The organism is Tabrizicola piscis, from assembly GCF_003940805.1.
Taxonomy (GTDB): Bacteria; Pseudomonadota; Alphaproteobacteria; order Rhodobacterales; family Rhodobacteraceae; genus Tabrizicola; species Tabrizicola piscis.
This window is the reverse complement of sequence record NZ_CP034328.1, coordinates 3,534,712-3,555,815: the sequence shown is the minus strand read 5'-3', so window position 1 is coordinate 3,555,815 and position 21,104 is coordinate 3,534,712. Positions and strand designations below refer to the sequence as shown.

Here is a 21,104-nt window from a genome sequence, read left to right as displayed (position 1 = left end):
GCGTCTTCAGCCCGGGCGGTCACTCTTCGCTGGCGCTGCCGGGCCGAAGCTCGCTGACGAAGCCGTCGAAGTCGTCCGCCGTCTGGAAGTTCTTGTAAACGCTGGCAAAGCGCACATAGGCGACGGTGTCGATCCGGGCCAAGCTCTCCATCACGATCTCGCCAATCTGCTTGGACTGGATGTCGGTATCGCCAAGGCTTTCCAGCCGCCGCACGATGCCAGAGATCATCTGGTCGATCCGTTCCGGGTCAATGGGCCGCTTCTGCATGGCAATGCGGATCGACCGTTCCAGCTTGGAGCGATCGAAATCCTCACGCTTGCCGGAGGATTTGATGACGACAAGATCGCGCAGTTGCACCCGCTCATAGGTGGTGAAGCGCCCGCCACAGGCCGGGCAAAAACGGCGACGGCGGATCGAGACGTGATCCTCCGCAGGCCTTGAATCCTTCACTTGCGTGTCGATGTTGCCGCAGAATGGGCAGCGCATCGGCCCCCTCCTTGCTTGTTGTTTGGTTGTCCTGCCTCAAGGCCGGGTGTTTTCCCCGGTTCCCACCACAGACTATAGGGGCCTTGCGCGCATTTCGGGAAGTGCGAACTGCGCGGCCCAGCATCTGGGGGGCCAGACTGTGGCGGCGAGGACTCACGCCTTCGTGTGGCGCAGGCGCGCGCGCTCTGGGTTACCCTGTGCCTTTCAGGACGGAGGGGCACGATGAACCGGATGACCGCGAAGGACTTTGATCAGGAACTGCTGGAACTTTACGATTACTACGCCCATGGCAAGATCTCGAAACGCGAGTTTCTGGACCGCGCCGGGAAATGGGCCGTGGGCGGTGTCACGGCGGTGATGCTGTTGCAGATGCTGGCCCCGAACTATGCGCTGGCCCAGCAGGTGGCGGTGGATGATGCCGGGATCGTGGCCGAGCGGATCACCTATCCCTCGCCCAACGGGCATGGCACCGTAAATGGCTACATGGTGCGGCCCTCGGGCGTTGACGGGCCTCTGCCGGCGGTGCTCGTCGTGCATGAAAACCGCGGGCTGAACCCCTATATCGAGGATGTGGCGCGCCGCGTGGCCAAGGCCGGGTTTCTGGCGCTGGCGCCGGACGGGCTGACCAGCCTTGGCGGCTACCCGGGCAATGACGACGCGGGGCGTGAATTGCAGGCGCAGGTCGACCCGGAAAAGCTGATGAACGATTTCTTTGCCGGGGTCGAATTTCTGCTGGCGCATGACGGGTCCACCGGGCGGGTCGGCGTGACCGGGTTCTGCTACGGCGGGGGTGTGGCCAATGCTTGTGCCGTGGCCTATCCGGAACTGGCAGGCGCGGTGCCCTTCTATGGCCGGGCGCCCGCGACCGAGGATGTTGCCAAAATCAAATGCCCGCTCCTGATCCATTATGCCGAGCTTGATGAGCGGATCAACGAAGGCTGGCCCGCCTATGAGGCGGCGCTGCAGGCGGCGGGCGTGACCTATGAGGCGCATGTCTACCCCGGCGTGAACCACGGGTTCCACAATGACACCACGCCCCGCTATGATGCTGCGGCGGCCGAACTGGCCTGGGACCGGACGATCGCCTTCTTCGTGGCAAATCTGGCCTGATCTTCCCCGGCTTGATCCGTGCAGGGCGACCGGCTAGGACGGTCGCCCATGTGCCGCTGTGCCACTGTGCCACTGCGCCAAGGTCAGGATGCCAGCCGATGCCCATGCCCACCATTGCCCTGTGCGCCATCCTGCGGAACGAAATCCGCGGGGTGGTGGAATGGCTGGCGCATTACAAGGCACTCGGCGTTGATGACTTCCTGATCTACGACAACGAAAGCACGGACGGCACCGCCGATTTGCTGGCCGCATTGGCCAAGGCGGGCGAGATTGACCTGATCCACTGGCCCCATACTGTCGGCGAACGGCCGCAGCGGTTGGCCTACGTCGATGCACGGAAGCGGGCGCGGGCCGACTGGCTGGCGTTCTTCGATGCCGACGAATTCCTGCTCCTGCGCGAGGATGCCAGCTTCGGCGCGTTCCTGCAGCGGTTTGACGACAGCGTCAGTGCCGTGGCGGTCAGTTGGGTGGTCTTTGGCAGCGGCGGACAGCAGGCCTGGCACCCGGCCCCGGTTATCGAACGCTTCACCGACGCCCTGCCCCCGGACGCCGTGCCGAACCGGCAGGTCAAGGCCATCGGGCGGCGGGTGATGCTGGTTGGCACAGGCATCCACCGGGTGGAGCCTTCGGCGGGCCGCTATGTGAACCCCTCGGGCCGCGATGTGGCCTTTGTGGGCCTGACATCGGTGAAGCGCCCGGATGTTGCGGTGGCGGCGCTGCATCACTACGCGGTCAAGTCATTGGAAGAGTTCGAGGAAAAGCGCCAGCGCGGCCATGCCAATTCACAGGACCCGGCCCGAAAGCGCGACCGCCTGGATCAGGCCTTTGCCGATTTCGATGCCGGCGGCGTGCGGAACACCGACCTTCTGGCCTTTGCCCCCCGGATGCGGGTTGAGGCGTTCCGGCTGCGCGACATCCTGACCGCACAGGGGTTGAGCTTTCCGGTCTGGCCCTTTGTCGGCGACTAGGCCTGCACAAAAGCTGGCGCTGAAACTGTCATTTGCATGTTACCATTCCATGCATGTGGCAGCGACTCATCCCGATGATCCTTCTAGCAGGCCCCGCAGCGGCCGAAAGCCCGATTGCCGAAGTGCTCTGCGCCCCCCGGGCCGAGATTGTGGCGCGGCTCTCGGGGGCCACGATCACCGGCTCCGGCCTGCGCGACGCCGAGGCGGTGTTGGAGGTCTGGGCCCGGCCCTCCGGCGATTGGGTGCTGGTGCAGAGCTATGCCAATGGCACCGCCTGCATCCTTGCGATGGGTGAGGCTTGGGAAGCGTCCACGCCACCCCCGGCCTAACTACAGCTGGCGAGCCAGCTTTGGCTGTCAAAATCCCAGCACTGGCCGATGTCATATTTCAGGTCACTGACGACATCCAACAACTGGCTGACGCTGCCCCGGTCGCAGGTCAGTTCAGCAAGGGTGGTCTGGCCTTCCCGAACGGTGATGCCCCCTTCAAGTTCGGCATTGTCCTGCAGCCGGTCGAACGAGGCCCAGACCTCATAGCTGACGCCCTTGTTTAGAAAGGTCACGCTGGACCAGATGGACCGGCTGAATCCGGGCCATGGGTAATAGCCCACGGTTTCCAACGGCTCCGCGATGGAAAGCTCGGGTTTGTCGACCGGCCCGAAATTGTAGATGAGGGCACCCTTCCAGTGGCAGATCTGCAGGGGCTTGCCGTTGACGGTGCAAGAGAAGATCTCGCTTTCGTTCGGACAGGCGGCTGCCACGGGTAGGGGAACAAGGGCAAAGATCAGGGCAAGCGCGCGCATGGGGTGCCTTTTCTGGGTTCCGGCAAACTGTGCCGCCGGGATGGGCATGGCGCAAGGTGGGGAAAGCCGGACAGGGGAAGCCCCCTGCCCGCTCGCTGCTGCAAAATCGGTGGGGGTCCCGGGTCAGGCCCGGGACGGGGTTTGTCTGCGGGACGGATCATGCACAGCAGTCTGGCGATGGTGGGTGCCCCACCCTACGACCTTCCGGCTTTGGTCACTGCCCCACAGAGCGGTTGAGGTTGCAGTAAGTGGATTGTACGCCACCAGCCGAAATGCTGCCGTTCTGCGCCTTGCTTGTCGAGGATAACCCCGTCTCCCCAGAGCTTTTTGCCGGATCAAGCGTGAAGGTGATGCCCTTCCCGGCTTTGCGCGGTGGCGGCGACAGGCGGTAGACAAGGGTTGTGGGCGGCAGACCCAAGGTTTCCGTCACATAGCGCCCCGCCGCACACCAATAGTTGTTGTCCCCTGCCCTCGCCTTGTAGCCGACGGTAAACTCGGTGGACGACTCCTGCTTGACCGACAGACGGTCCAGACTGGCCCAGGATGGCGTGGCAAGGGTCAGGGCTGCAAGCAGGGTCAGGCTGCGCATGGCGGCTCCGCACGGTTGATCGGACTGTACAAATATGTACGGAACCACCGAAAGCGCGGATCAATCCCCACCAATGGCGGGGATCAACTTCTTGCGAGATAGGGCGCGCTCGCCAAGCGGTGGAAAACACGAACCCGGCACGACGTACCGACTATTGATCGAGGAAACTCCGCAGCTTCCGTGACCGGCTAGGATGCTTCAGCTTACGCAAAGCCTTCGCTTCGATCTGGCGAATACGTTCGCGGGTGACACTGAACTGCTGGCCAACTTCTTCCAGCGTGTGATCCGTGTTCATCCCGATGCCAAAGCGCATCCGCAGCACGCGTTCCTCACGCGGGGTCAGGGACGCCAGAACCCGGGTCGTGGTTTCCTTCAGGTTCTCCTGAATGGCGCTGTCCAGCGGCAGGATCGCATTCTTGTCCTCGATGAAGTCGCCAAGCTGGCTGTCTTCCTCGTCGCCAATCGGCGTCTCCAGCGAAATCGGTTCCTTGGCGATCTTCATCACCTTGCGGACCTTTTCCAGCGGCATCTGGAGCTTTTCGGCCAGTTCCTCGGGCGTCGGTTCGCGGCCGATCTCGTGCAGCATCTGGCGACCAGTGCGCACCAGCTTGTTGATCGTCTCGATCATATGGACCGGGATCCGGATCGTCCGCGCCTGATCGGCAATCGACCGGGTGATCGCCTGACGGATCCACCAGGTCGCGTAGGTGGAGAACTTGTAGCCCCGCCGATACTCGAACTTGTCCACGGCCTTCATCAGGCCGATGTTGCCTTCCTGAATAAGATCAAGGAATTGCAGGCCCCGGTTCGTGTATTTCTTGGCGATGGAGATCACCAGCCGCAAGTTCGCCTCGACCATTTCCTTCTTGGCCTGACGCGCCTCTTTCTCGCCCTTCTGGACCTGGTTCACGATCCGGCGGAACTCGCTGATGTCGACGCCGACATACTGGCCCACCGTCGCCATCTCGGCCCGCAGGTCTTCAATCGCATCGCGCGACTTGTCCAGCAGCGCCGCCCATCCCCGCCCGGATTTCTGCGCCATCCGGTCAAGCCAGGTCGGGTCCAGCTCGTACCCTTGGTATTCGTCGATGAATTCGCGGCGGTTGATCCGCGCGGCATCGGCCAGTTTGACCATGGAAGAGTTGATCGACATGATCTTGCGGTTGATGCCGTAAAGCTGGTCGATCAGCGCTTCGATCCGGCTGTTGTTCAAGTGCAGCTCGTTCACCAGAAGCACGATTTCCGACCGCAGCTTCTGATAAGCAGCCTCTTCCGCGGTCGAAAAATGCTGCGCCTTGGACAGCGCCGCATTCATCCGCAGGTCCTGCATGTCGGACAGCTTGGCATAATCGCGGGCGATCAGGTCCAGCGTTTCAAGAACGCGCGGCTTCAGCGCGGCCTCCATCGCGGCCAGCGACATGTTCGAGGCTTCGTCATCCTCGTCATCGTCGGCTTCGCGGGCCAGCGGGTTGCCATCGGCGTCAAGCTCGGGCTCGGCAGCGCCGCCAGCGCGGCGGGGGGCCGCGTCCACGTCAACCTCGTCCAGCGCGGGGCCGTCCATGTCCTCTTCGCCGTCAAGGCTGCGGCCAAAGGTGGCCTCAAGGTCGATCACGTCACGCAGCAGGATGTCTTCGGACAGAAGTTCGTCGCGCCAGATGATGATGGCCTGAAACGTCAGCGGGCTTTCGCACAGGCCAGCGATCATCGTGTTGCGGCCAGCCTCGATCCGCTTGGCGATGGCAATCTCGCCCTCGCGCGACAGCAGCTCAACCGACCCCATCTCGCGCAGATACATCCGCACCGGGTCATCGGTACGGTCCAGCGCCTCGGCCGAGGTGCCGGCAACGGCAACTTCGCGGCTGGTCGACACCTCGACCAGCTCGCCCACGGGTTCGGCGCCTTCTTCGGCTTCGTCATCCTCGATGATGTTGATGCCCATCTCGGACAGCATCGACATCACGTCCTCGATCTGCTCCGACGACACCTGTTCGGGCGGCAAGACGGTGTTCAGCTGGTCGTAGGTGATGTAGCCACGCTCCTTCGCGTCGGCGATCATCTTCTTGACGGCCGCCTGGCTCATATCGAGCGAAACGTCCTGCTCGTCGGCTTCGGGCTTGGCGTCGTCAGTGTCTTTGAGGGCCATGGGTGCTCCTTGCGGGCGAATCGGGACCGGGCATGCGAATCAATAACGCGAATCAGGCTGGGGGAAAGGCCGAATCAGCGGTTTTTCTTCACCCAGACCTCGCTATCGATCAGGTTCTGCAGATGTTTCGACAGGGCGTCGCGGTCTTCGCCCAAATCCTTGCTGTCGGATGGGCCGGTGCGGTCAGACTGGTGGCGCGCCTCGGCGGCCTTGGTCAGACGCCAGGTCAGGCCCTCATCCGGCAGGCCGACCATATCTTCAACTGCCTCCTCAATCTCGCGCCGGGCCCCGCGCCAGGCGTCCAGTTTGGCCAATTCCTCAGCCAGGCACAGCGTGGCAAGGTCATGATCCTGGGGATGGCGCACAGGGGGCGCAATGGCGACATGGGGGCGCGCCATCAGCGCGTCAAGGGCAGCGGGCGCTGCTTTGCGAATGAGGTCCTGCAGATCAGGCGCATCGGCATGGGTCAGTATCAGCCGGCGCAGGGCTTCATGATCGTCCACGGTCAGTTCCAGCCGTTCCAGCGCCGTCTCGAAGCGGGGGATAAGCCCGGGGTGCAGGATCAATGTCGCCAGAACCACCGCCTCGCGCAGGGTTTCCTCCACCGGCCCCTGTGCCTGCGCCAGAAGCGACGAGCGTGTGGTGGCCAAAGCGCCGCCCGGCGGGGCAAAGCGGCGTTGCCCGGGGCGAAAGGGCCCGGGCTGGAACGGGCGATACGCGCCGGGGGTGGTGCCAAACAGCTCCTGACGCAGGCGCTTCATCTCTTCGGCGTAGTGGTTCTTGATCGATGGGTCAGCGATCCGCGCCAGATGCCCGCGCAACACCTTGTCCAGCGCCGCCCGGCGTTCGGGGCTATCAAAACTGCGGCCTTCCGTCTCGCGCCGCCACAACAGCTGGACCATGGGCAGCGCGCCATCAAGAATGGCCTGCATCGCCGGCGCCCCTTGCGCCTTGAGCAGGTCATCAGGGTCCATCCCCCCCGGCAGCACGGCAAAGCGCAGGGCCTTGCCCGCCTCCAGCAGCGGCAGCGCAAGGTCGATCACTCGCTGCGCGGCCTTCAGCCCGGCAGCGTCGCCATCCAGCGCCACGATGGGTTCATCCCCAATCCGCCAGATCATGCGCAGCTGGTCGTCGGTGACCGCGGTCCCAAGCGGCGCGACGGCAGCCGGGAACCCGGCCTCCGACAGGGCGATCACATCCATGTAGCCTTCCGCGACGATCAGCGGCTTGCCCTTGCCCGCCGCCTCCCGCGCGCGGGGCTGGTTGAACAGGTTGCGCCCCTTGTCGAACAGCTCCGTCTCCGGACCGTTGAGGTATTTGGCCTGAGCGTTCGGATCAAGGCTGCGCCCGCCAAGGCTGATCGCCCGGCCCCGCCCATCGCGGATCGGAAAGATGACGCGGCCGCGGAACCGGTCATAAAGCTGGCCGTTGTCGGATTTGGCGACCATGCCGGATGCGACCATCAGTTCCGGGCTGACCCCTTTCGCCGCCAGCGCATCGCGCAAGGCGTTGAACCCGTCCGGCGCCCAGCCGATCTCCCACCGCTCCAGCGCCGCTTCGGACAACCGGCGCTTTTCAGCCAGATAGCGCCGCGCTTCGGCCCCGGCGGCGGTTTTCAGCTGCAGGCGGTAGAACTTGACCACCTCCTCCATCACCTGGACAAGCTGCGTGCGCCGGTCGGCCTGTTCTGCGGCCTTGGGGTCGCGCGCGGGGACCGGCATCCCCGCCTCGCGCGCCAGAACCTCGACCGCTTCCATGAAGGACAGGTTTTCGGTTTCCTTCACAAACCCGATGGCATCGCCCTTCGCGTGGCAACCGAAGCAGTAATAGAACCCCTTGCGGTCATCGACATGGAAGCTGGCGGATTTTTCCTGATGAAACGGACATGGCGCCCAGAAATCGCCCTTGGCCATGTTGGACTTGCGCATGTCCCAGGTGACCTTTTTCCCCACGATCTGGGAAAGGGTCACCCGTGTGCGCAGGTCATCAAGGAATCCGTTCGGCAGGGACATAAGCTTTTGGCGGCCTTCTTGTGGACGCCCCGGGGGCGCTTCGCCCCCCGGACCCCCAGAGGATATTTGAGCCAGAATGAAAGACCAAGGCCATTGTGACTTTCATTCTGGCTTAAATATCCCGGGGGTGCGGGGGCCGGCCCCCGCTTTGCCAGATGTCAAAGACCCAGACGGTCGCGGGTGGAATACCAGGTCATCGCCAGGACCAGCAGCGGCCAGCGCAAGGCGGCCCCGCCGGGAAAGCGCGGCTGCGGCAGGCTGGCCATCAGGTCAAACCCGGCGGACTGGCTGGCCGTCGCCTCGGCCAGCAGCTTGCCCGCCAGCGTGGCTAGCGCCACCCCATGCCCGGAATAGCCCGAGGCCGACAGCACGTTCGGCCGCACGCGGGTGAAGCAGGGCATCCGGTTCAGCGTGATCGCCAGCGTCCCCCCCCATGCATGGTCGATCCGCACGTCCTTGAGCTGCGGATAGACCTCCAGCATCGGTTTCGACACGGTCTTCACGATGTCGGGGAAACGGTAGCCATAGCTTTCGCCGCCGCCGAACAGCAGGCGGTTGTCCTCGCTCAGCCGCCAGTAATTGACGACAAACTTGGTGTCTGCCACCGCCACGGGTTCGGCCAGCACGCCCACTGCACGGTCGCCCAGCGGTTCGGTCGCGACGATGAAATTGTTGATCGGCATCACTTTGGCCGCCACCGCAGGCTCCAGCCCGCCAAGATAGCCGTTTGCGGCCAGGATCACCGTGTCACAGGTCACACTGCCACTGGCCGTCCGCACCACAGGGCGGCGACCATGGTCGATGGCAGTCACCTCGCTGCCCTCATGCAGGCGCGCACCCGCCGCAGAGGCCGCCTTGGCAAGGCCCAACGCGAAGTTCAGCGGGTGGATATGCCCAGCGCCCCGGTCAACCTCGCCACCCTTGTAGACACTCGACCCGATCAGGCGGCGGATGCCGGTGCGGTCCAGCGGTTCCAGCTGGTCATAGCCGTAATCGCGGTGCAGCTTTTCGGCATAGGCATGCGCCTCGCGCACCTCGGCGTCGGTCCAGCAGGCATGGGCGATGCCGGGCTGATAGGTCACCCCGGCCATCGCGTGCTCCGTGATCAGCGCGCGCACCAGCGCCTTGGCATCCTGCGCAAGGTCCCACAGCCGATGGGCATTCTCTTTCCCGGCCACCTTTTCCAGCCAGACCTGATCCTGCCGCTGGCCACTGCCAACCTGCCCGCCATTGCGCCCCGAGGCGCCAAAGCCGATGCGATGCGCCTCCAGCAGCACCACCTTCAGCCCTCGCTCGGCCAGATGCAGCGCCGCCGAAAGGCCGGTATAGCCGCCGCCGACAATGCAGACATCCGCCGTCACCTCCCCCTTCAGCGCCGGAAGGGGCGGCAGCGGCACTGCGGTGGCCGCGTACCAGCTGGGCGGATATTCCCCGGCCCGGTCATTGGCGTGCAGAAGGTTCAGGCGCATGGTCTTGGGCGCATCAGACGTTCAAGAGCAGATGTTCCCGCTCCCACGGGCTGATGACTTGCAGGAATTCCTTGTATTCGTTCCGCTTTACGGAATCGTACACCTTGGTGAACTCCTCCCCCATCACTTCTTTCAGCGCCTGATCCTCATCCAGCAGGTCCAGCGCATCGCCCAGGTTCACGGGGATGTCCTCGCTGTCGATATAGGCAGAGCCACTGAATTCCGGCCGGCACTGGGTCTTGTTCATCAGCCCCAGATAGCCGCAGGCCAGGGTCGATGCGATGCCGAGGTAAGGGTTGCAATCCATCCCCGGCAGGCGGTTTTCCACCCGGCGTCCGGCAGGGCTGCTGATTGGCACGCGCAGGCCTGTGGTGCGGTTGTCACGGCCCCATTCGAGGTTGATCGGGGCGGCGAAGTCCGGGACATAGCGGCGGTAGCTGTTGACGTAAGGCGCAAACAGCGCGACGGCCGCGCCAAGGTGCTTTTGCAGCCCGCCGATGAAGTGCAGAAACGCCTCGGTCTCCACGCCCTTCGGGCCGGCGAAAATGTTCTTGCCGGTTTTCGTATCCACCACCGAAGTGTGGATATGCATCGCTGACCCCGGCTCACCAGCGATCGGCTTGGCCATGAAGGTGGCGAAACAGTCGTGGCGCAGCGCCGCCTCACGGATCAGGCGCTTGAAGAAGAACACCTCGTCGGCCAGACGGATCGGGTCGCCATGGGCGAGGTTCAGTTCAATCTGCCCTGCCCCGCCTTCCTGCAGGATGCCGTCAATCTCCAGCCCCTGCGCCTCGGCGAAGTCATAGATGTCGTCGATGACCTTGCCATATTCATCCACCGCCGACATCGAATAGGCCTGCTTGCCCGCCGCGCGGCGGCCAGAACGGCCCATCGGCGGCATGATCGGCTGGTTCGGGTCGATGTTGCGGGCGGTCAGGAAAAACTCCATCTCCGGCGCCACGACCGGGCGCCAGCCTTGGGCGGCGTACAGGTCCATGATCCGGCGCAGCACGTTCCTTGGACTGAACGGGATCAGGTTGCCCTGCTGGTCCTTGGCATCATGCACGACCTGCAGCGTCACATCCGCCGTCCAGGGTGCCGCAGTGGCGGTGGACCAGTCGGGTTCAAGGATCATGTCCGGTTCGGTAAAGGCGTCAAACGGGTTGTCGGCCCATTCGCCGGTGATGGTCTGCAGGAAGATCGAGTTCGGCAGGAAGTAGTTGGTCTGCTTGCCGAATTTCGCGGCGGGCATCGCCTTGCCCCGCGCCACCCCGGCAATGTCGCCGATGATGCATTCCACTTCATCCACACGGCGGTTGCCGATGTAGTCACGCGCTGCCTCGGGCAGTTGGTCGGTCCATTTGGACATATGTCACACGGTGTTGGAGGGTGGCCCCCGCGCGTCAGGCGCGGAGCTTCTCGGCCCCGGTTTTTGCTTGGTGGTTCAGAAAGAAAGTCGCAATGCGGCCAGCCATGGTCTGATCGTCCAAAGGCTTGGCGAAACGGTCGCGCGCGGCGGCCATCAGGTCATCCGGCACAAGGCCGGGGCCGCGCGTGCGCATCAGACCCTCGACAAAGCTGTTCGGAAACTCCGGATGGGCCTGCACGCTGAACATGCGGTCATCGTACAGAAGGGCGGCGTTTTCACAGAACTCGTTCGTCGCCGCGACCTGGGCCCCCTCCGGAACCTCGACCACCTGATCGCGGTGCCAGGCGTTCAAGGTCAGCTTCTCGCCGCCGAAGTCATAGTCGGTCGGACCAACCGACCAGCCCTTTTCATAGCGCGCCACACGGCCGCCCATGGCTTGGGCAATGATCTGGTGGCCAAAGCAGACCCCCACAACCGGCACCTGTTCGGCATAAGCCTTGCGGATGAAGTCCTCCAACGGCTTGATGAAGGGGTGATCCTCATAAGCCCCGTGGCGCGATCCGGTGATCAGCCAGCCGTCGCAATCGTGGACATCGGCCGGAAACTCCATCGCTTCAACGTGAAAGCGGCGGAAGGTCAGTCCCCGGCCTGCCAGCAGGGTTTCAAAGAAATCCGGATAATCGCCGTGTTCGGCGCGAAGCGCGTCAGGCGAGGCGCCGGTCTGAAGGATGCCGATCTGCATGGGTCCCGGTCCGTTGTGATGCTTCAGCAGAAGGTGGGCGCTTCGCCCCCCTTTGGTCAAGGGGGGCGCGTGCTGTCAGACCGTGTCGAGGTAAAGCTCGACCCGTTCTTCCGGCGAAAGTTCCGCAAGATAATGCAGTTCCTGCCGTTTGGTCTGGACCAGATTGCGGATCAGTTCCTTCGGCAGGAACCGATAGAGCTGGTCCGAATGCTCAAACGCTTCGATCGCGGCTTCCCAGGATGACGGGATCTGCGGCAGGTCCATCGCATAGGCATTGCCGGTCACCGCCGGTGGCGGCTCCATCTCATCCTCGATGCCGGTCAGGGCGGCGCCCAGAATCGCGGCCAGCATCAGATAGGGGTTCACATCGCCCCCCGCCACGCGATGTTCGATCCGCCGCGCCGCCGGGTTGCCCGCCGGGATGCGGATCGCCGCTGTCCGGTTTTCGTACCCCCAGGAAATCGCGGTCGGCGCATGCTTGTCCGGGACCAGCCGCTCATAGCTGTTGAAATGCGGCGCAAACAGCAGGGTGGAGTCATGCATCGCCCCCAGACACCCCGCCACCGCATGGCGCAGCTGCGCCGACCCTTTCGGACCGCCCGAGTCAAAGATGTTCTCGCCCTTCTGGTCCAGCACCGAAAAATGCGTGTGCAGACCCGACCCGGAATAATCGGCATAGGGTTTGGCCATGAAGCTGGCCGCAAAGCCATGCCGCCGCGCCAGACCCTTGACCAGCATCTTGAACAGCCACGCATCATCCGCCGCGCGCAGCGCGTCGTCGCAATGCATCAGATTGACCTCGAATTGGCCCAGCCCGGTTTCCGACGTGGTGGTGTCGGCGGGAATGTCCATCGCCTCGCAGGCGTCGTAAAGGTCGGTGAAGAAGGTGTCGAAGGCATCCAGCGCCCGGATCGACAGCGTCTCCGCCGCCTTCCGCCGCTTGCCGCTGCGGGGGGATGGCGGGACCTGCAGGGTCTTGCCCGAATCGTCGATCAGGAAGAACTCCAGCTCCATCGCAACAACCGGCGTCAGCCCGCGCGCCCGATAGCGCTGCACCACGGCGTTCAGCGCATGGCGGGGGTCGCCCTCATAGGGTTGGCCGTTTTCGCGGAACATCCAGATCGGCAAAAGCGCAGTCGGCGCCTCCAGCCATGGCATCGGCATGAAGCCGCGTTCAGTCGGCTTCAGCACCCCATCAGCGTCGCCCTGTTCAAACACCAGCGGGCTGTCGTCGATATCCTCGCCCCAGATATCCAGGTTCAGGATCGAGAACGGAAACCGCGTCCCATCCGTCACCATCTTGTCGGCAAAGCGGGCCGGCACACGTTTGCCCCGCGCCTGCCCGTTCAGATCCACCGCGGCCACGCGGATGGTCCGCACGTCCGGATGTTTGCGCAAATAGTCTTTCATCATCATCGTCGTTTGAGGCCGGGCACGAACCGCCCACGCACAGGGCCCAAACGGCCCCGGCAGGCGGGTTTCGGATCATGCCCTTGATCCCATCCCCTGTTTTTTGATCCCCGGCGCGGGCCGTTGTGGCACGTCGCGCAATTTGATCAAATTTAGGGTACTATCGGATGATCTGCGGACGCAAGCGGATTCTGCTTTTCTGGTTCGACGGCAGATGCCGGTTCAGCCTGCGGTTCACCAGACCGAAGACAAAGGTCAAAAGCAGCGTCAGCGCGATGAAATAGACGGCAACGATCGGATAGGGGACAAACGGGTTGAAGGTCTTGTCGGCAAAGTAGTTGGCATAATACAGCGCGTCGCCCATCTGGCGGAACGCGGGAAAGCCGCTGAAGAACACCAGCGTCGTGGCGTGGAACAGAAAGATCGCCTCGTTCGTATAGGCGGGCCAGGCCAGACGCAGCATCGTTGGCCATTGGATGCGGCGGAATTTCTGAAACCCGGTCAGGCCGTAAGCCTCTGCCGCCTCAAGATCGCCGCGCGGGATCGACTTCAGCGCGCCGTGGAAGATTTCCGCCGCATAGGCCGAGGTGTTCAGGAACAGCACGAACAGCGCCCCCGCCCAGGCCCGCGTGGTCCAAGCGGTTTCAACCGTGATGCCAAACACCTCGATCCCCGCCTTGGGCAGAAGCTGCAGCGTCTCATAGGCCAGAAAGAACTGGATGAACAACGGCGAGCCCCGGAAGACGAACACGAACCAGTCCGCCGGCTTGCGCAACACCGCATGGCGCGAGGATTTTGCCAGCGCGACGGCGATGGCAAAGAAGAACCCGAAGGCCAGCGCCAGCGCCCCGAAATAGACGTTCCAGATCAACCCCGACCCGATCAGCGTGACTTGCTGGCACAGCGTGAAATCGGTGCGCGGCAGCAGGTTTTCGCCATAGCCGATCGACCGGAAGGCATAGTCCTGCACGGTTTGCCAACAGCTCATGCCGGCCCCCCGCGGCAAGGTTCAGACCGCCACCCGGGCCGGGACCAAATTCCTTCAAAGGAATTTGCAAAAGTTTTCGAAAACTTTTGCGCTTTCATGCGGCAGCCTTCCGCAAGGCTTCGCCACCCGCCGTCGCCTGCCCCTGCGCCAGCCGCGCCGACAGGCGGGCCAGCACGACCTCGGATACCTTGGTGAACAAAAGGTAAAAGACCAGAAGCCCAAGGAAATACCACAGCCGCCAGTCGGGGTGCGGGTATTCATAGGCTTGGGTCTTCGATCCGCCCAATTCCCGCGCCCAATAGACGATGTCCTTGACGCCCAGCAGGAACAACAGCGGCGTGGCCTTGATCAGGATCATCCACAAGTTGGACAATCCCGGCAGCGCATAGACCCACATCTGCGGCACAAGAATGCGGCGGAAGACTTGGGCGTGGCTCATCCCATAGGCCTCAGCCGTTTCAAGCTGGGCCTTCGGAACGGCCCCCATCGCGCCGTACAGCACATTGGCGGCAAAGGCCCCGAAGACAAGCGCGAAGGTGAAGACCGCCAGCCCAAAGCCATAGGCCTGATGCCAGATGGCCGCTGACGCGCCAAGCGGCACCTTCGCCTCTTGGCAGACGCGGAACTCCAGCCCCTGCCAGGGCCAGACCGGGTCGTCGCAGACTGCAAGGCTTTTGAGGTATTCAATCCCCTGATCCAGCGCGATCACGAAGAACAGGAAGAACACGATGTCCGGCACACCCCGGACAATCGCCGCATAGCCCTTGCCCAGAAGGGACAGTGGCAGGAACCGCGACCGCGCGGCCGTGGCCCCGGCAAAGCCCATGGCAAGGGCGGTGGGCGCGGTGATCGCCAGCAAAAGCAGGACGGTCAGGAACGACCAATAGAAATCAAGGTGCTTGCCTGAGGTCAGGTAGCACGTCAGCCACGTCAGGCCTTCAATGGCCTTGGGGTCAGCGCAAGCGGCGAACATTGGCGGTGGGGCGCAGGTGAACCCGCGCCCCTTGCCCTATCAGAACTTGGCCGTTTCCGGGCCGAAGTGCTTTTCGATCAGCGCGTTCAGGCTGCCGTCATCCTTCATCGACTGGATCGCGGCGTTCAGCTTGTCCTTCAGCTCGGTGTCGCTTTCACGCAGGCCAAGGCCCACGCCGCCGCCAAGCTGAACTTCTTCGCCGACAAACGTCAGCTCGCCATTCGATTCCGCCACGATCGGCGCAAGGAAATCCTTGTCGGCGAAGACGGCCACAGCCTCGCCGTTGCGGACGGCGGCGATGGTTTCGTCGGGGGTCGCAAACTCCAGCAGGGTCGCGCCGGATTCGGCGACATAGCCCGCCTGAATGGTGGACACCTGCGCCGAGACGACACCCTTGATGTCCGCATCCGCCGTCAGCGCCACATAGGCCGACGCGGCCGGTGGGAAGTAGTTCTGGCTGAAGTCGATGACCTCGTCACGCTCGTCCGTGATGCTCATCCCGGCGATGATCACGTCATAGTTGCCGGACTGCAGGTTCGGGATGATGCTGTCCCATTCGTTGGTGACCCATTCACAGGTCAACGCAGCGCGGGCGCAAATCTCATCGCCGACATCGCGCTCAAAGCCCGCGATTTCGCCGGCGTCGTTGATGAAGTTGAAGGGCGGGTAGGCGCCCTCGGTGCCCAGACGCACCACGTCCTGTGCGATAGCCGCACCCGATACCGCGATCAGCGCGGTGGCAAGAAGCAGTTTTTTCATCCTTGGTCTCCCCTTTGGTGGATGGTTTTGCCGGTTCAGTTGAACCAGCGGGTTTCTAGATCCTGCAGCGTCCCATCGGCGCGCATGCCATCAAGCGCCGCGTTCAGCGTGTCAAGCAGATCGGCATTGCCCTTGCAGACGGCCATGGCCACGCCGTCATCCGGGATCAGGTCGGAATAAAGATAATCCAACCCGTGCGCATCCACAAAGCTCTGGATGTCGGGCCGGGTCTGGAACGGGCCCAGCGCGAGGTCGACCTGCCCCTGCCGCAGCGCCTCAAGCACCTCGCCCTCGGTCGCAAAGGCGGTGAAGCGGAGCCCCAGACCGCGCAGATGCGCCTCATGCACCGTGCCGGACTGGACCGCCGTCAGCGCCGAGGCGGGCGCAGGTGCGCCGGGGCGGCCGATGTACCATTCCTGCGGGTCGGTTCCGTGGTAGCTTTGCGTGAAATCCACCAGCGCCCGGCGGTCATCCGTCACCGCCATCCCGCCCAAGACCACGTCGAACTGCCCCGCCATCACACCCGGGATCAACTGATCGAAATTCGCCAACTCCCACTCGCAGATCAGCAGCGCGCGGGCGCAGATCTGATCCATCACATCGCGTTCGAACCCGGAGATCACGCCAGCATCGTCAACATAGGTATAGGCCGGAAACGGCGCATCGGTGCCGACCACCACCGGATCAAGCTGCACCAGCGACACCCCCATCGCCAGCGCCGCGATGGTCGCCAGACAGGCCATCAGGCCGCCGTTGCCGACAGGAACCCGCGCAGCCGTTCGCTTTGCGGATTGCCGAACAGGGTGGCGGGCGGCCCCTCTTCCTCGACCAGACCCTGATGCAGGAAGATGACGTGGTCGGAACAATCCGCCGCCAGCTTCATGTCATGGGTCACAAGCAGCATCGTGCGCCCTTCGTCAGCCAGGGCCTTGATGACGCGCACCACCTCCTGCTCCAGCTCCGGGTCCAGCGCGCTGGTCGGCTCATCGAACAACAGCGCCCGGGGCTCCATGCACAAGGCCCGGGCAATCGCCGCGCGCTGCTGCTGGCCGCCCGAAAGCTGCGCCGGCCAGGCATCGGCCTTTTCCGCGATCCCGACCTTGGCCAGATAATGCCGCGCGCGTTCCTCAACCTCTTTCGGGTCGCGCTTCAGCACCGTCACCGGGGCCTCCATCACGTTCTGCAAAATCGTCAGATGCGCCCAAAGATTGAACTGCTGGAACACCATCGACAGGTTGGTCCGGATCCGCGTCACCTGCGCCCGGTCGGCCGGATGCCGCTCCAGCCCCTGCCCTTTCCAGCGCACCGCCTCGCCCTCGAACCGGACCTCGCCTTGCTGGCTGTCCTCCAGAAGGTTGCAGCACCGCAACAGCGTGGATTTCCCCGACCCGGACGACCCGATCAGCGACACCACATGCCCGCGCGGCGCGACCAGATCGACACCCTTCAACACCTCCAGCGGACCATAGCACTTGTGCAGGTCGCGGATCTCGATCACCGGGGTATCAGGGCTGTCTGCGGGCATGGGGCTTTGTGTCTGGGGCGTATGGCATGGCAGTAGGGCCGAGATTGTGCAGCATTGCAACGTGCAACTGGCCGGAATTCCCGGGCTGACGCAGCGATTTGATCAGTTCGGCGGCGCATTCATCTGCGGCGGCGGGGGATTGGGCACTGCCAGATAGCTGGCCACCGGAATCCGCACGATCCCCTTCAGATGCAGCGTGGCGCGGTCCTGCGCGGAAAGGGCGGCGATGGCGTCGGCCATGGCGTCATGCACCCGGTCGGCATCCCCCCCCAAGGCGGTGATGTAAGGCAGCCCCGGGGTAGGGGTGGTCTGGTCGATCACCCGCAGGGCAGCACTCACCTCGCCCATGTCCTGCAACAACGCCCAGGTCACCGCATCCAGGGCGGCAATATCGGCCCGGCCATCCGCCACCGCACGCGCCGAAAGCCGGTGGCCCCCGGTCTGCACCACCGGCGGCAACCGCAGGCCCAGACCTGCCGCATAGACCTGCGGCGCGGCCCAGCCCGATTGCGACAAGGGTTCGTTGAAGGCAAAGGGCGCGCCGTCGAAATCGGCCAGCGCGCCACGCGGATCATCGGCCCGCACGACAAAAACCGACCGGTAATATCCCGCCGGGCAGCCATCAACCCCGAAATCCGGCGTCCCGACATAAGCCACACGATCATGCAGCCGCGCCCGGAACGGATAGCCGCAGGTCTGTGACAGCAAAAGGTCCGGGGCCTCCCACGCCGGCCAATAGGCCGCTTCGCCCCGGGTCAGCGCATCGGGGGCATCAATGCCCTGTTCGCGCAGCCTGTCCCGAGCCAGAGCCCAAAGCCGGTCATTCGCCGCCATCGCTGCGCCGAAATCATACATCCCAAGGCTGGCGATCATTCCCGCTCTGCCCGTTGCCGCGCTTGCGCCGATTCGACATCCGTCAGGCCCAGCAGGTTGGCCACCAGCCGCATCAGCCGGTCCTCCTCGGCGTCGCGCAAGCCATCAGCCAGCGCCACTGACCACAGCGCCACCATCAGGTCAGCCCGGTCCTCCAGCGCGGTGGCGGCTTTCAGCGCGCGGGTAAAGCGCACGGTATCGGGGGCAAGGCTTTCCAGTTCCTCGGCCTCGGTCCGCAGTTTGGCGGCGTCAAACGGGCCAAAGCCGTGCCGCCGCGCCAGCACCCGGTCGATCCGCTCAACCTCTTCGGCTGAGTATAGTCCATCAGTCCGGGCAATGCGGACCAAAAGCGCCGCCAGCGCCAGACGGGCGTCCGGTTCGGGCAGGGTGGCAGGGGCGGGCGCCATCAGGCGGCGAAGGAGTGCGTCAATCATCGGCTTTATCTAGGGCCCCCGACCGGGTTTGGAAAGCGTTGCAAAACGTTTGCCCAGCGCCACCAGTTCCGCCGCAAGCCCGTAAGGCGGGTTCACGATGAACAGGCCCGAGCCTTCCATCCGATGCCCCTCCCGCGCTGGGGGAAAGCGGACCTCATGTTTCAGCCCCTCGGGAAAGGCCGCCTGCAGCGCCCGGACCATCGGGCCCTGCGCGCCGCCCCGCAGGATCGGATACCACAGGATCAGCGCGCCCACGTTCCACTTGCGATGGATCGCCGCCATATGGCGCGGGATCGCCTCATAATCCGCCTTCACCTCGTAGGACGGGTCGATCAGCATCAGCCCGCGGCGCGGTGTGGGCGGGGTGATGGCCAGCGCCAGCTCAAACCCGTCCTTCTGATAGACTTGCGCACCCCAGTCCTTGGCCACAGCGCGCAGATGCGCCACTTCCTGCGGGTGAAGTTCGGCCAGATGCAGGCTGTCGGTTTCCCGCAACCCCAGCGCCGCAATCAGCGGTGACCCGGGATAGGCCCGGGCGCCATAGCCCGCCCGCGCCTCCTCCAGCCGCTGGCGGTAGGGATGGCCGGGCGGAAACAGGGCTTCGGCCAGCGCGATGCCGGCAGCCGCCTCCCCGGTCTTGACCGCTTCTTCCGCGTCCAGATCATAGACCCCACGCCCGGCATGGGTCTCGATATAGCTGATCGGCTTGTCTTTCTGGGTCAGGTAGTCAAGCACCCAGGCCAGCGTGGCGTGCTTGTGCACATCCGCCAGATTTCCCGCATGATAAAGGTGTTGATAGGACAGCATCCGCCTGCCCTACCCGCCTTTTGCCGCCGTGAAAAGATAGCGCGCCCGCAGCTTGTGCGGGCGCGTTGCGGGTCCAATACTTTCCATTTGGTAAACGCCCGCGCACAAGCCATTGATTTCAATGGCCGGGCACGGGTGTCCCTTGCAGGGACATCAGTCTTACGCGACGAACAGCCCGTCGGCTTTCAGACCCTGATAGCACTCATCCAGGCTTTTCTTCGCCCGGTCGACCAGAATGTCGATCTCACCCGTGGTGATCACCAGCGGCGGCGCGATGATCATCCGGTCCCCCACGGCCCGCATGATCAGGTCATTGGCAAAGCACCGCTCGCGGCAGCGATAGCCGACATTCGCCGCCTCGGGGAACTTCGCCCGCTTCGCCTTGTCCGGCGTCAGCGCAATCGACCCCATCAGCCCGACAAGCTTCGCCTCACCCACCAGCGGATGATCGGCCAGCGCGTCCCAGCGTTCCTTCAGATAGGGATGCGCCACGTCGCGGACATGCTCGACAATATGCTCGTCCTGCATGATCCGCAGGTTCTCCAGCGCCACAGCCGCCGCAACCGGATGGCCGGAGTAGGTGTAGCCATGGAAGAACTCCCCCGCCCCCCCGACAACCTCCGCCACCTCGTCACAGACGATGCTGCCGCCGATGGGCTGGTAGCCCGACGACAGGCCCTTGGCGATGGTCATGATATGCGGCTTGATCCCGAAGGTCTGCGACCCGAACCAGTTGCCAGTGCGGCCAAAGCCCGTGATGACCTCATCCGCGATCAGCAGGATGCCATACTTGTCACAGATCCGCTGGATTTCCGGCCAGTAGGTCTTGGGCGGGATGATGACCCCGCCCGCGCCCTGCACCGGCTCACCGATGAAAGCCGCGACATTGTCCGGTCCGATCTGCAGGATCTTCTCCTCCAGCTGCCGCGCGCGGGCGAGGCCGAAGTCATCCTCGGACATATCGCCGCCCTCACCCCACCAATAGGGCTGGTCGATATGCGCGATCCCGTCGATCATCCCGCCATGGGCATGGATCGGCTTCATCCCGCCAAGGCTGCCGCCACCCATCGTCGACCCGTGATACCCATTCCACCGCGCGATGATCGTCTTGCGCCAGGGCATGCCCTTGACGTCCCAGTACCGGCGCACCAGACGGATGTTGGTGTCATTCGCCTCGGACCCCGACCCTGCAAAGAAGACATGGTTCAGATCGCCGGGCGCCAGCTTGGCGATCTCTGCCGCAAGGGCAATGGCCGGGACATGGGTCGTCTGGAAGAAGGTGTTGTAATAGGCCAACTCCTCCATCTGCCGGGCCGCGACCTGCGCCAGTTCCTTGCGCCCATAGCCGATGTTCACACACCACAGCCCCGCCATCCCGTCGATGATCCGGTGGCCTTCGCTGTCGGTCAGCCAGACCCCCTCGCCCCGGGTGATCACCCGCGCGCCCTTGGCTGCAAGACCGGCCTTGTCGGTAAAGGGGTGGAAGTGATGCGCCGCGTCGAGGCGTTGGAGTTCGGCGGTCGGCAGGTGGTTGGTGATCATGTTCATGGGACGTCCCTCGCGGAATCGGCAAGGCTTCGCGCCCCGCCTTTGGGTCAGGATATGATCAAACGCGACCAGCATCAAGAAATTTGATCAAATTTT

General features: G+C 64.0%; 21 protein-coding genes. 3 read left to right on the top strand and 18 right to left on the bottom strand.

Going from position 1 to position 21,104, the window contains the following annotated elements; translation table 11 throughout:
- Window positions 1–19: 19 nt before the first annotated feature.
- On the bottom strand, window positions 20–487 hold the full coding sequence (gene nrdR / locus EI545_RS17280) for a transcriptional regulator NrdR (RefSeq protein ID WP_125326614.1): 468 nt from the start codon (window positions 485–487) through the stop codon (window positions 20–22).
- Between the two features lie 222 nt (window positions 488–709).
- On the opposite strand from nrdR, the gene yghX reads away from it, so the two are divergent.
- The 3 genes from yghX to EI545_RS17265 all read left to right on the top strand — a co-directional run bounded on the left by yghX (window position 710) and on the right by EI545_RS17265 (window position 2,894).
- Window positions 710–1,597 carry a YghX family hydrolase gene (yghX, locus tag EI545_RS17275; protein ID WP_125326613.1) on the top strand — a complete coding sequence of 296 codons (888 nt, stop codon included), beginning with the start codon at window positions 710–712 and terminating at the stop codon, window positions 1,595–1,597.
- Between the two features lie 98 nt (window positions 1,598–1,695).
- Entirely contained in the window at window positions 1,696–2,565 is an 870-nt protein-coding gene (locus EI545_RS17270) for a glycosyltransferase family 2 protein (RefSeq protein ID WP_125326612.1), read from the top strand.
- 74 nt (window positions 2,566–2,639) lie between these two features.
- On the top strand, window positions 2,640–2,894 hold the full coding sequence (locus EI545_RS17265; protein WP_245990149.1) for a hypothetical protein: 255 nt from the start codon (window positions 2,640–2,642) through the stop codon (window positions 2,892–2,894).
- On the opposite strand, the gene EI545_RS17260 is transcribed toward EI545_RS17265, so the two are convergent.
- The 17 genes from EI545_RS17260 to EI545_RS17180 all read right to left on the bottom strand — a co-directional run bounded on the left by EI545_RS17260 (window position 2,891) and on the right by EI545_RS17180 (window position 21,008).
- A complete protein-coding gene (locus tag EI545_RS17260; RefSeq protein WP_125326610.1) occupies window positions 2,891–3,367 on the bottom strand; it encodes a hypothetical protein in 477 nt (158 codons plus the stop codon). The genes EI545_RS17265 and EI545_RS17260 overlap by 4 nt on opposite strands.
- Before the next feature lie 214 nt (window positions 3,368–3,581).
- Complete coding sequence (locus tag EI545_RS17255; protein WP_125326609.1) at window positions 3,582–3,956, bottom strand: hypothetical protein; 375 nt, start codon at window positions 3,954–3,956, stop codon at window positions 3,582–3,584.
- Between the two features lie 151 nt (window positions 3,957–4,107).
- Window positions 4,108–6,099, bottom strand: a complete 1,992-nt coding sequence (gene rpoD / locus EI545_RS17250; protein ID WP_125326608.1) for an RNA polymerase sigma factor RpoD — start codon at window positions 6,097–6,099, stop codon at window positions 4,108–4,110.
- Between the two features lie 74 nt (window positions 6,100–6,173).
- On the bottom strand, window positions 6,174–8,111 hold the full coding sequence (gene dnaG / locus EI545_RS17245) for a DNA primase (RefSeq protein WP_125326607.1): 1,938 nt from the start codon (window positions 8,109–8,111) through the stop codon (window positions 6,174–6,176).
- Window positions 8,112–8,269: 158 nt separating this feature from the next.
- The gene (locus EI545_RS17240; RefSeq protein WP_125327656.1) at window positions 8,270–9,574 is read right to left on the bottom strand and encodes an NAD(P)/FAD-dependent oxidoreductase; all 1,305 of its coding nucleotides are present in this window, start codon (window positions 9,572–9,574) and stop codon (window positions 8,270–8,272) included.
- A gap of 19 nt (window positions 9,575–9,593) precedes the next feature.
- Window positions 9,594–10,949, bottom strand: coding sequence for a glutamine synthetase family protein (locus tag EI545_RS17235; protein WP_125326606.1), 1,356 nt, complete (start codon window positions 10,947–10,949; stop codon window positions 9,594–9,596).
- Window positions 10,950–10,983: 34 nt separating this feature from the next.
- Window positions 10,984–11,691, bottom strand: a complete 708-nt coding sequence (locus EI545_RS17230; protein WP_125326605.1) for a type 1 glutamine amidotransferase — start codon at window positions 11,689–11,691, stop codon at window positions 10,984–10,986.
- A 75-nt stretch (window positions 11,692–11,766) separates the two neighbouring features.
- A complete protein-coding gene (locus EI545_RS17225) occupies window positions 11,767–13,101 on the bottom strand; it encodes a glutamine synthetase family protein (RefSeq protein WP_125327654.1) in 1,335 nt (444 codons plus the stop codon).
- A 160-nt stretch (window positions 13,102–13,261) separates the two neighbouring features.
- A complete protein-coding gene (locus EI545_RS17220) occupies window positions 13,262–14,089 on the bottom strand; it encodes an ABC transporter permease (RefSeq protein WP_125326604.1) in 828 nt (275 codons plus the stop codon).
- 94 nt (window positions 14,090–14,183) lie between these two features.
- Complete coding sequence (locus EI545_RS17215) at window positions 14,184–15,062, bottom strand: ABC transporter permease (RefSeq protein ID WP_125326603.1); 879 nt, start codon at window positions 15,060–15,062, stop codon at window positions 14,184–14,186.
- Window positions 15,063–15,101: 39 nt separating this feature from the next.
- Window positions 15,102–15,821, bottom strand: coding sequence for a transporter substrate-binding domain-containing protein (locus tag EI545_RS17210; RefSeq protein ID WP_125326602.1), 720 nt, complete (start codon window positions 15,819–15,821; stop codon window positions 15,102–15,104).
- A 35-nt stretch (window positions 15,822–15,856) separates the two neighbouring features.
- Window positions 15,857–16,564 carry a substrate-binding periplasmic protein gene (locus tag EI545_RS17205; RefSeq protein WP_125326601.1) on the bottom strand — a complete coding sequence of 236 codons (708 nt, stop codon included), beginning with the start codon at window positions 16,562–16,564 and terminating at the stop codon, window positions 15,857–15,859.
- A complete protein-coding gene (locus EI545_RS17200) occupies window positions 16,564–17,346 on the bottom strand; it encodes an ABC transporter ATP-binding protein (RefSeq protein WP_125326600.1) in 783 nt (260 codons plus the stop codon). Before EI545_RS17200 ends, EI545_RS17205 begins: the two co-directional genes overlap by 1 nt.
- Before the next feature lie 102 nt (window positions 17,347–17,448).
- Window positions 17,449–18,219 carry a phosphate/phosphite/phosphonate ABC transporter substrate-binding protein gene (locus EI545_RS17195; RefSeq protein ID WP_125326599.1) on the bottom strand — a complete coding sequence of 257 codons (771 nt, stop codon included), beginning with the start codon at window positions 18,217–18,219 and terminating at the stop codon, window positions 17,449–17,451.
- Window positions 18,216–18,653: a tellurite resistance TerB family protein gene (locus tag EI545_RS17190; protein ID WP_125326598.1), complete on the bottom strand. Its 438-nt coding sequence runs from the start codon at window positions 18,651–18,653 to the stop codon at window positions 18,216–18,218. The genes EI545_RS17195 and EI545_RS17190 overlap by 4 nt, the downstream gene beginning before the upstream one ends.
- 9 nt (window positions 18,654–18,662) lie before the next feature.
- The gene (gene rlmJ, locus EI545_RS17185) at window positions 18,663–19,460 is read right to left on the bottom strand and encodes a 23S rRNA (adenine(2030)-N(6))-methyltransferase RlmJ (protein ID WP_125326597.1); all 798 of its coding nucleotides are present in this window, start codon (window positions 19,458–19,460) and stop codon (window positions 18,663–18,665) included.
- 159 nt (window positions 19,461–19,619) lie between these two features.
- A complete protein-coding gene (locus EI545_RS17180; RefSeq protein ID WP_125326596.1) occupies window positions 19,620–21,008 on the bottom strand; it encodes an aspartate aminotransferase family protein in 1,389 nt (462 codons plus the stop codon).
- Between the last annotated feature and the right edge of the window lie 96 nt (window positions 21,009–21,104).

Excerpts from the sequence above, each read along its gene's own strand:
- EI545_RS17200 (WP_125326600.1), bottom strand. The coding sequence starts at position 17,346 with ATGCCCGCAGACAGCCCTGATACCCCGGTGATCGAGATCCGCGACCTG.
- nrdR (WP_125326614.1), bottom strand. The coding sequence starts at position 487 with ATGCGCTGCCCATTCTGCGGCAACATCGACACGCAAGTGAAGGATTCA.
- rpoD (WP_125326608.1), bottom strand. The coding sequence starts at position 6,099 with ATGGCCCTCAAAGACACTGACGACGCCAAGCCCGAAGCCGACGAGCAG.
- EI545_RS17180 (WP_125326596.1), bottom strand. The coding sequence starts at position 21,008 with ATGAACATGATCACCAACCACCTGCCGACCGCCGAACTCCAACGCCTC.
- EI545_RS17210 (WP_125326602.1), bottom strand. The coding sequence starts at position 15,821 with ATGAAAAAACTGCTTCTTGCCACCGCGCTGATCGCGGTATCGGGTGCG.
- EI545_RS17235 (WP_125326606.1), bottom strand. The coding sequence starts at position 10,949 with ATGTCCAAATGGACCGACCAACTGCCCGAGGCAGCGCGTGACTACATC.
- rlmJ (WP_125326597.1), bottom strand. The coding sequence starts at position 19,460 with ATGCTGTCCTATCAACACCTTTATCATGCGGGAAATCTGGCGGATGTG.
- EI545_RS17255 (WP_125326609.1), bottom strand. The coding sequence starts at position 3,956 with ATGCGCAGCCTGACCCTGCTTGCAGCCCTGACCCTTGCCACGCCATCC.
- EI545_RS17270 (WP_125326612.1), top strand. The coding sequence starts at position 1,696 with ATGCCCATGCCCACCATTGCCCTGTGCGCCATCCTGCGGAACGAAATC.
- EI545_RS17220 (WP_125326604.1), bottom strand. The coding sequence starts at position 14,089 with ATGAGCTGTTGGCAAACCGTGCAGGACTATGCCTTCCGGTCGATCGGC.
- EI545_RS17265 (WP_245990149.1), top strand. The coding sequence starts at position 2,640 with ATGATCCTTCTAGCAGGCCCCGCAGCGGCCGAAAGCCCGATTGCCGAA.
- EI545_RS17215 (WP_125326603.1), bottom strand. The coding sequence starts at position 15,062 with ATGTTCGCCGCTTGCGCTGACCCCAAGGCCATTGAAGGCCTGACGTGG.
- EI545_RS17260 (WP_125326610.1), bottom strand. The coding sequence starts at position 3,367 with ATGCGCGCGCTTGCCCTGATCTTTGCCCTTGTTCCCCTACCCGTGGCA.
- EI545_RS17225 (WP_125327654.1), bottom strand. The coding sequence starts at position 13,101 with ATGAAAGACTATTTGCGCAAACATCCGGACGTGCGGACCATCCGCGTG.
- EI545_RS17190 (WP_125326598.1), bottom strand. The coding sequence starts at position 18,653 with ATGATTGACGCACTCCTTCGCCGCCTGATGGCGCCCGCCCCTGCCACC.
- dnaG (WP_125326607.1), bottom strand. The coding sequence starts at position 8,111 with ATGTCCCTGCCGAACGGATTCCTTGATGACCTGCGCACACGGGTGACC.
- EI545_RS17205 (WP_125326601.1), bottom strand. The coding sequence starts at position 16,564 with ATGGCCTGTCTGGCGACCATCGCGGCGCTGGCGATGGGGGTGTCGCTG.
- EI545_RS17230 (WP_125326605.1), bottom strand. The coding sequence starts at position 11,691 with ATGCAGATCGGCATCCTTCAGACCGGCGCCTCGCCTGACGCGCTTCGC.
- EI545_RS17195 (WP_125326599.1), bottom strand. The coding sequence starts at position 18,219 with ATGATCGCCAGCCTTGGGATGTATGATTTCGGCGCAGCGATGGCGGCG.
- yghX (WP_125326613.1), top strand. The coding sequence starts at position 710 with ATGAACCGGATGACCGCGAAGGACTTTGATCAGGAACTGCTGGAACTT.